Below are 8225 nucleotides of genomic sequence, written 5' to 3'. Positions count from 1 at the left end.
AGTCCCGAGTCCCGAGTCCCGAGTCCCGAGTCCCGAGTCCCGAGTCCCGAGTCCCGAGTCCCGAGTCCCGAGTCCCGAGTCCCGAGTCCCGAGTCCCGAGTCCCGAGTCCCTCAGAAACTCATGAACAACCCACCATTGACCGGAATATTGGCGCCGGTGATGAAACCGGCCTCGTCGGCGGTCAGGAACTCGACGGTGCGGGCGATTTCGCTGGGCTTGCCCAGGCGCCCCACGGGGACGCTGTCGACGATGCGGCTGCGGATCTCTTCGGGCACGGCCATGACCATCGCGGTCTCGCAGTAGCCCGGGGACACCGAGTTGACGGTGACGCCCTTGCGCGCCACTTCGCGCGCCAGGGCCATGGTGAAGCCGTGCATGCCCGCCTTCGCGGCCGAGTAGTTGGTCTGGCCGAACTGGCCGGTCTGGCCGTTGACCGAGCTGATGTTGACGATGCGGCCGAAGCCGCGCTCGGTCATGCCGTCGACGGCGTGGCGGCAAAGATTGAACACGCCGTCGAGGTTGACGCTCAGTACGTCGTCCCAGGCGCGCTTGTCCATCTTGCGCAGGCTGCCGTCGCGGGTGATGCCGGCGGCGTTGACCAGGATGTCGATGGCGCCGTCGTCCCCGACGATGCGTTCGATCGCCGCGCCGCAGTCGTCGTAGTCGGCGACGTTGGCGGCTTCGAAACGGATGTCGAGCTCGCCGGTGAGCGCGGCGAACTCGGCGATGCGTTCTTCGCGCGTGCCCAGGTCGAGGGCGACCACGCGGCGGCCGGCGCGGGCCAGCGAGAGGCAGATCTCGGTGCCGAGACCGCCGATGCCGCCACTGACGACGGCGATGCGTTTGTTCATGGAATCCCTATCTCATGCGAAAGGCGCGGTGCATGCACGCGCGCGGGCCGTCCCCCGACGGCCCGACAAGAAACCACGCGCCACGACCGCGACAGGCCATCAAGCGGCGCGCAACAAAAAAGCGCGGCTCAACGCTCGCGCTTGTCGGTCTTCTGCTTCGGCGTCGTGGGCTGGCCTACGTTGCCGGACAGGTTCTGCTGGAACTCTTTCCACAAGGTCAGATTGCGCTCGGTGAGCTGGTTCATCATCGCCCAGGGCGTCTGCCCGAGCATGCCGCCCATCTGGTTGCGGAACTGTTGCTGCTGATCCAGGAACACCTGCATCGAGCGTTCCAGGTAGTTGCCCATGAAGCCCTGCAGCGAGTCGCCGTAGAAGCGGATGATCTGGCTCAGCAACTGGGTGGACAGCACCGGCTCGCCGTCCTGCTCGTGTTCGGAAATGATCTGCAGCAGGACCTGGCGGGTCAGGTCGTCGCCGGAGCGCGCATCGCGGACTTCGAATTCCTCGCCATCGACGATCAGCTGACGCACGTCTTCGATGGTGATGTAGCTGGAGATCTCCGTGTCGTACAGACGACGGTTCGGATACTTCTTGATAATTCGGGTCGAGGCCATGGAGCTTTGGCTCTAAAACGTGGTGCCTTGCAGCATGGCTCAGGGCGCAAGGGCTTGCAACAGGTACGGCGCTCCGGGCTTCGCCGCCGGTCGCGGAGGCTTCGCAGCCGGCGTTTCGGCGGGCGGGGTGGTGCCGTGCAGGCGGTCACGGAGCTCGCGGAAGTACAGTGGACAGGGCGTTTGCGCGGCGCGGCCACGGCGATGTCGCGTCGGTGCGCGAAGGCGGGCTCGGCCGCGGGCCGGAGCCGGAGACCCTGAACAGGTCTCCGGCGCGGCGCAGCTCTTGCTGCGGCGTCGACAGCCGCGGGTCGTCGGGCGTCCTTACCAGCCCATGTACTGGCCGCCGTTGGCGGACAGGTTGGCGCCGGTGATCCAGCTGGCTTCGTCGGGGATGAAGAAGCCGACCGCGTAGGCGATCTCGTCCGGGGTGCCGAGGCGGCCGGTCGGGATCTGGGCGACGATCTTGTTGCGCACGTCCTCGGGCACGGCCATGACCATGTCGGTGCCGATGTAGCCCGGGGAGACGGTGTTGACGGTGATGCCGAACTTCGCGTTCTCCTGCGCCAGCGAAATCGTGAAGCCGTGCATGCCGGCCTTGGCTGCGGCGTAGTTGGCTTGGCCGTACTGGCCCTTCTGGCCGTTGATCGAGCTGATCTGCACGATCCGGCCCCACTTACGCTCGCGCATGCCCTCGATCACCGGGCGGGTGACGTTGAAGCAGGAATTGAGGTTGGTGGCGATGACCTCGCTCCACTGCTGCGAGGTCATGCGGTGGAAGGTGGAGTCGCGGGTGATGCCGGCGTTGTTGACCAGGATGTCGACCGGGCCGAGCTGGGACTCGACGCCGCGGATCAGGGCTTCGGCCTGCTCGGGCGAAGAGACGTCGCCGCTGGCGATCGCCACGTCGATGCCGAGTTCCTTCATCTGCGCCTGCCAGGCGCGGCCTTTGGCCTCGTCGCGATAGTTGGTCGCTACCTTGTGGCCCATCTTGGCGAGGCGTTGGACGATCGAGGTGCCGATGCCACCGGTGCCGCCGGTGACGAGTGCAACGCGTGACTGCATCTGTACTCTCCTTGACCGCGACCGCGCGGTCTCGGACCGATTCTAGACAGCATTCGTCAAAGGATCGTTGTGCATCGCGGCGAGAGCGTCAGCACATTTCGGAATCTGTGCCGGATTAAACGAAACCTGTGCGCGTTCGAGCAGTTCCGTGACGGTCGCTACCGCGTCCAGGGCCTGCGGGTCCTGGCCGAGGCGGCGCCAGGCCGCGCGCAGCGCGGGCAGGGGATCCCCTGCATCGACCGGACGGGCGGCGTCGGACTTGGACAGTTTGCGGCCCTGCGCGTCGAGCAGCAGCGGCAGGTGCGCGTAGCGCGGCGTCGGCAGGCCGAGCGCAGCCTGCAGCAGGATCTGGCGCGGCGTCGAATCGAGCAGGTCGGCGCCGCGCACGACGTCGCTGATCGCCTGCGCGGCATCGTCGACCACGACCGCGAGTTGGTAGGCCCAGTAGCCGTCGGCGCGGCGCAGGACGAAGTCGCCGACTTCGCCGGCGACGTCCTGCGACTGCGCGCCGCGCAAGAAGTCGTCGAACTCGACCACGGTACCTTCGGCGACGCGCAGGCGCACCGCCGGCTGCGGCGCGGCGCGGCCATGGCGCGGCGCGTGCGCGACGCAGCGGCGGTGAATGCCGTGGCTCGCCGCCAGGTCGCTACGGCTGCAGTGGCAGAAGAAGGCGCGGCCTTCGTCGAGCAGGCGCTCGAGCGCGGCCTGGTAAAGGGCGCCGCGCGCGCTCTGGCGCGCGATCGCCTCGTCGCTGTGCAGGCCGAACCCGGCCAGGGTGCGCAGCTGGCGTTCGGCCGCGCCGGGAACTTCGCGCGGCGGGTCGAGGTCTTCGATACGGACCAGCCAGGCGCCGCCATGATGACGCGCGAGCAGCCAGCTGCCGAACGCGGCCAGCAGCGAACCCGCGTGCAGGTCGCCGGTCGGCGAGGGCGCGAAACGGCCCCGGTACGGCGTGTCCGTCCGGTCAGGCGCAGCGGTCGGCGAAGGATGTCCGGACAATGAACGGCAACTCCGGTTGCGGCGGGTCAGAGCCGGATTCTCGTTGAATTAACGGCGTCTTCGCCACATTTGCTTAGCAGCGGCACGCGCCGCGTTTCGAGATCCGGCGACGCCGCCGCGCATTCGAGACCAGTAGGCGCACCGCGCATACGAGACCGGGCGGCGATGCCGCCTTCGGACAGGGACGTCGACTGAAGCCGCGCACGGTGCGCGGCAACGACAGAGCCCGTACGACCATGTTCAAACGCATAGCCCTCTTCCTGGCCACCAACCTGGCCGTGCTGGTCCTGCTCGGCATCGTCATGACGGTGCTGCAGAACGTCTTCGGCATCCGCCTGGGCAACAACGGCGGCATCCTGGTCATGGCGGCGGTGTTCGGTTTCGGCGGCTCGATGATTTCGCTGCTGATGTCGAAGTGGATCGCCAAGCGCACGACCGGCGCCTACGTGATCGAGCAGCCTCGCGACGAGACCGAGCAGTGGCTGGTCGCGACCGTGCGCCGCCAGGCCGAAGCGGCCGGCATCGGCATGCCCGAGGTGGCGGTCTACGACGCCCCGGAGATCAACGCCTTCGCCACCGGCGCCAATCGCAACGCGGCCCTGGTCGCGGTGTCGACCGGGCTGATACGGGCGATGAGCCGCGATGAAGCCGAAGCGGTGCTCGCCCATGAAGTCAGCCACGTCGCCAACGGCGACATGGTGACGATGGCCTTGATCCAGGGCGTGCTGAACACCTTCGTGTTGTTCGCCGCGCGCATCGTCGGCGGCTGGATCGACGCGATGTTCGGCGGCCAGCGGGAGTCGCGCGGCCCCGGCCTGTTCTATTTCGTGGTGGTGATGGTGCTGGACGTGGTGTTCGGCCTGATCGCCAGCATGATCGCGATGGCGTTCTCGCGTCACCGCGAGTTCCGCGCCGACGCCGGCGGCGCGCAGTTGGCCGGCCGCCACAAGATGATCGCCGCGCTGCAGCGGTTGTCGCAGACCTACGGCCAGAGCACCCTGCCGAACCAGGTCCAGGCGTTCGGCATCAGCGGCGCGGTCGGGCATGGGTTCGCGCGCTTGATGCGCAGCCATCCGCCGCTGGAAGAACGCATCGAGGCGTTGCGCAATGCGCCGGAGCAGCGTCCGAGTGGGCGCGTGGCGGTGCGCTGAGGGGCGCGGGGGCGAGGGGCGACTAGGAACGAGTAACTAGGAACTAGGGACTAGGAAGAGCAAGTCCCCAGGCCCCCTCAACAAACGGGGCAGTAGCGACAGGCAGATCGTTTGCTGCAACTTCTTCGGTCGCAAAAAAACCGCCTTTCGGCGTTTTTTTTGTTGCAACCTGAGCCTGGGGTCTTAGCCTTTTCCCGAGTCCCGAGTCCCGAGTCCCGAGTCCCGAGTCCCGAGTCCCGAGTCCCGAGTCCCGAGTCCCGAGTCCCGAGTCCCGAGTCCCGAGTCCCGAGTCGACCTACTGGAAGTCGTAATCCATGTCCGGCCCGGCGGCGGCCAGGAAGTGGCCCTGGGCGTAGTCGATGCCGGCGCCGAACAACAGGCTCATGCTGGCGGCGTCCTGGACGAATTCGGCGATGGTCTGCCGGCCCAGTTCGCGCGCTTTCTCGGCGATTTCGCGAATGCGCTGCTGATGGTCGGCGTTGGAGGTCAGGTCGATCATGTAGCCGCGGTCGATCTTGAGGAAGGCCGCGTCGAAGTGGTTGAGCAACTGGAACGAGTTGAGGCCGGCGCCGAACTGCTCCAGGCCGACGCGTACGCCGTACTGGGAGATGCGCGACTGCAGTTCCTGGGCGGCGCGCAGGTTGGTGAAGACCTTGGACTCGGGCAGTTGCAGGACCAGCAGCTTGCCGTCGGCGCCGTACTTGGCCAGTTGCTCGACCACGTGCTGGATCAGGCTTTCGTCCTGCAGCGAGGCCTGGGTGATCTTGACCAGCAAGGTGGTGCGGCGGCCCTGGCGCATGCGCTCGCCGATCACCTGGATGGCCTTGCCGACCACCCAGCGGTCGATCTCCCACAGCAGGCCGTGTTCTTCGGCGATCTGCAGGAACGACAGCGGCTGCACCAGTTCGCCGCCGGCTTCGCCCGAGGGGCTGTTCTGCATGCGCAGGTAGGCCTCGTACATCTCCATCGGCTCGCCGTGCAGATTGATCAGCGGCTGGTAGTTCATGACGAAGCGGTCGGCGTCGAGGGCGTCGCGGATGCGTCCGACCCAGGCGGCGATGCGCTCTTCCTCGGCGCGGTCGGTCGCGCCGGGGTCGAACAGCTCGGTACGGTTGCCGCCGACGTCGCTGGCCGACTGCAGGCACTGGTTGGCCTTGCCGAGCACGGCGGTGACGCTGGCGATCTTCTCGCCGATCTGCACGCCGCCGACGCTGGCGGTGGCGCTCAGCGACAGGCTGTCGGTCTCCAGCACGTGGTCGGCGAAGGCCGCGCGGATGCCCTCGGCGAGGTTGGAGGTATGCATGTGGTCGCTGTGCCGGGTCAGCACCGCGAACTGGTGCTCGCCGAACCGGGCGGCGATGTCTTCCGGACCGATCGCCGCGCGCAGGCGCTCGCCGCAGGCGGCGATCAGCTGGTCGGCCTGGTCCAGGCCGATTTCCTGCAACAGCTGGTTGTAGTGATCGGGCTCGATCAGCAGCAAGCCGTGATGGGCCGAGTTCTGCGCCGCATCCGACACCGCGTCTTCGAGCGTGCGCAGGAAAGTGGCGCGGTTGAGCAGGCCGGTGACCTGGTCGCGCTGGCGCAGCGCCTCCACTTCGCGGGCGAGCTCGGGGTCGATCTCCTGGCGCCGCAGCACCACCTGCAGGCATTGTTCGCCTTCGTAGGTGGCCGCGGTGAACTCCATCACCGCCGGGAAGGCGTTGCCGTCGAGCGCGCGGGCCTGGGTCTCGTAGCTCGGCGGCGGCGGTTCGCCCTTGCTGAGCTGCTTGAGCAATTGCTTGAAGCCGTCGACCTGGGACGGAGCGACCAGGTCGAGCAGGGACATGCCCTCGATGTCCTCGAAGGACTCGAAGCCGAAGATTTCCAGGTACGCGGCATTGGCACGGATGTGCATGCCTTCGTGGATGTAGGCGATCGGGTCGCGCGAGGAATCGATCAGCGCGTCGCAGCGACGCTCGGTCTCGCGCACCTGGGCCTCGAGGCGGCGCAAGGAGCGGCGCGCTTCCAGGTCGGCCCATTCGGCGCGCACCGCGTTCTGGACGTGGGCGATGTTGGAGCGCAGCACCACGCCGCGCGCACCGATCTCCAGCGCGCCGAGCAGGGCGGCGTCGTCGATCGATTCCAGCAGCACCAGCACCGGCAGGTCCTTGCCGCTGGCGTCGACGCTCTGCATCAACTTGGCCAGCGAGACGTTGCGCGAGTTGCGTGCCGCCAGCACCAGGTCCGGTGGGTGCTGCAGGATCAGTGCGGCGACTTCCTGTTCGTTTTCCGGCCGTGTCGGCCGTACTGCGATGCCGCTGTTGCGTAGCCCGCTGACGATGGCCTCCGCCGCCTCGACGCTGTCGTCGACGATCAACAAGCGCAGCACCATGTCTTTGCCAAATTGCATTGACCACCTCCGTGGGCCGGTTTTATGACATGAAGCGCCGGCCTCGTCCATGCACGGTCGAGAATCTGTGACCCGTTGAGGAGTTCGATCGCGCCGCGGACGCACGCCGCGGGCGCTTGTGCGTCCGCGTTCGCTGTCCCGGCGTTCCCCAATCAAACCCCAGCCAGATTACAACCTTACAACGGACGCTTGCCCGGGTCGCCTGCCACTTCGCGCACCAGCTTGGGCACCAGGTAGCCCGACAGGCGCGCGGCCAGCTGCCGGTGCAGCTCACGGGCGCGCCCGTCGTCGATCTCGAAATGGGCCGAACCCTGGACCCGGTCGAGCTGGTGCAGGTAGTAGGGCAGCACGCCGGCGGCGTAGCTGCGTTCGCTCAGCGCAGCCAGGGCCTCGACGCTGTCGTTGACCCCGCGCAGCAGCACCGCCTGGTTGAGCAAGGTCGCGCCGGCGCCGCGCAGGCGGCGCATCGCTGCGTCGACCTCGGCGTCGAATTCGCGGGCGTGGTTGGCGTGCAGCACCACCGCCACCGGCCACGGCAGGCGTTCGAGCCAGGCCAGCAGAGCGGCGTCGACGCGCTCGGGCAGGACCACCGGCAGGCGGGTGTGGATGCGCAGGCGCTTGAGGTGAGGCACCTGGGCCAGGGCCTGGCTCAGTTCTTCGAGCTTGGGCGTGGCCAGCGACCAGGGGTCGCCCCCGGACAGGACGACCTCGTCGATATCGGCGTCGGCGGCGATCGCGGCGACCGCGTCGTGCCAGCCGCCGGCCGCGGCGGTCTCCTCGGCATAGGGAAAGTGACGACGGAAGCAGTAGCGGCAGTGGATCGCGCAGCTGCCGGTGGCGATCAGCAGGGCGCGGCCGCGGTATTTGCGGATCACCCCGTGGCCTGCCTTGGCCGCGCCGTCGCCGACCGCGTCCAGGCTGAAGCCCGGCATCGGCCGCAGCTCCTCGTCCAGCGGCAGGACCTGGCGCAGCAGCGGGTCGTGCGGGTCGCCGTGGCGCATGCGCGCGACGAAACCGCGCGGCACCCGCAACGGGAACTGCGCCGCGGCCTCGTCCGACAGGGCCAGTGCGGCGTCGGACAGGCCGAGCAGGGCCAGCAGCTCGCGCGGATCGCGCACGGCGTCGCGCCACAGCGCCTGCCAGCGCGCGCCCGCGGCC

Annotated in this window: 7 protein-coding genes; 1 reads left to right on the top strand and 6 read right to left on the bottom strand. The window is 68.1% G+C overall.

From position 1 onward, the window contains the following. Positions 1-111 precede the first annotated feature (111 nt). The 4 genes from phbB (ACSAMQ_RS19085) to gluQRS all read right to left on the bottom strand — a co-directional run bounded on the left by phbB (ACSAMQ_RS19085) (position 112) and on the right by gluQRS (position 3527). On the bottom strand, positions 112-852 hold the full coding sequence (phbB, locus tag ACSAMQ_RS19085) for an acetoacetyl-CoA reductase (protein WP_435397174.1): 741 nt from the start codon (positions 850-852) through the stop codon (positions 112-114). Between the two features lie 128 nt (positions 853-980). Continuing rightward, a complete protein-coding gene (phaR, locus tag ACSAMQ_RS19080) occupies positions 981-1466 on the bottom strand; it encodes a polyhydroxyalkanoate synthesis repressor PhaR (RefSeq protein ID WP_036147922.1) in 486 nt (161 codons plus the stop codon). A 321-nt stretch (positions 1467-1787) separates the two neighbouring features. After that, positions 1788-2528 (bottom strand): acetoacetyl-CoA reductase, encoded by a 741-nt coding sequence (phbB, locus tag ACSAMQ_RS19075; protein WP_057918483.1) that lies wholly within the window; start codon positions 2526-2528, stop codon positions 1788-1790. A 42-nt stretch (positions 2529-2570) separates the two neighbouring features. After that, positions 2571-3527: a tRNA glutamyl-Q(34) synthetase GluQRS gene (gene gluQRS, locus ACSAMQ_RS19070; protein WP_435397173.1), complete on the bottom strand. Its 957-nt coding sequence runs from the start codon at positions 3525-3527 to the stop codon at positions 2571-2573. A gap of 236 nt (positions 3528-3763) precedes the next feature. Here gluQRS and htpX point away from each other — a divergent pair, with 236 nt between their 5' ends. Beyond that, the gene (gene htpX / locus ACSAMQ_RS19065) at positions 3764-4678 is read left to right on the top strand and encodes a protease HtpX (RefSeq protein WP_435397172.1); all 915 of its coding nucleotides are present in this window, start codon (positions 3764-3766) and stop codon (positions 4676-4678) included. Positions 4679-4973: 295 nt separating this feature from the next. On the opposite strand, the gene ACSAMQ_RS19060 is transcribed toward htpX, so the two are convergent. Both ACSAMQ_RS19060 and epmB read right to left on the bottom strand, forming a co-directional pair. Continuing rightward, entirely contained in the window at positions 4974-7067 is a 2094-nt protein-coding gene (locus ACSAMQ_RS19060) for an EAL domain-containing response regulator (protein ID WP_435397171.1), read from the bottom strand. Positions 7068-7243: 176 nt separating this feature from the next. Beyond that, positions 7244-8225, bottom strand: a 982-nt coding sequence (epmB, locus tag ACSAMQ_RS19055) for an EF-P beta-lysylation protein EpmB (protein ID WP_435397170.1), incomplete at its 5' end; no start/stop codon positions are given.

The sequence above is a fragment of the Lysobacter sp. 1R34A genome (assembly GCF_051217035.1).
Lineage (GTDB): Bacteria > Pseudomonadota > Gammaproteobacteria > Xanthomonadales > Xanthomonadaceae > Lysobacter.
This window is presented reverse-complemented; position numbering and strand designations above follow the sequence as displayed.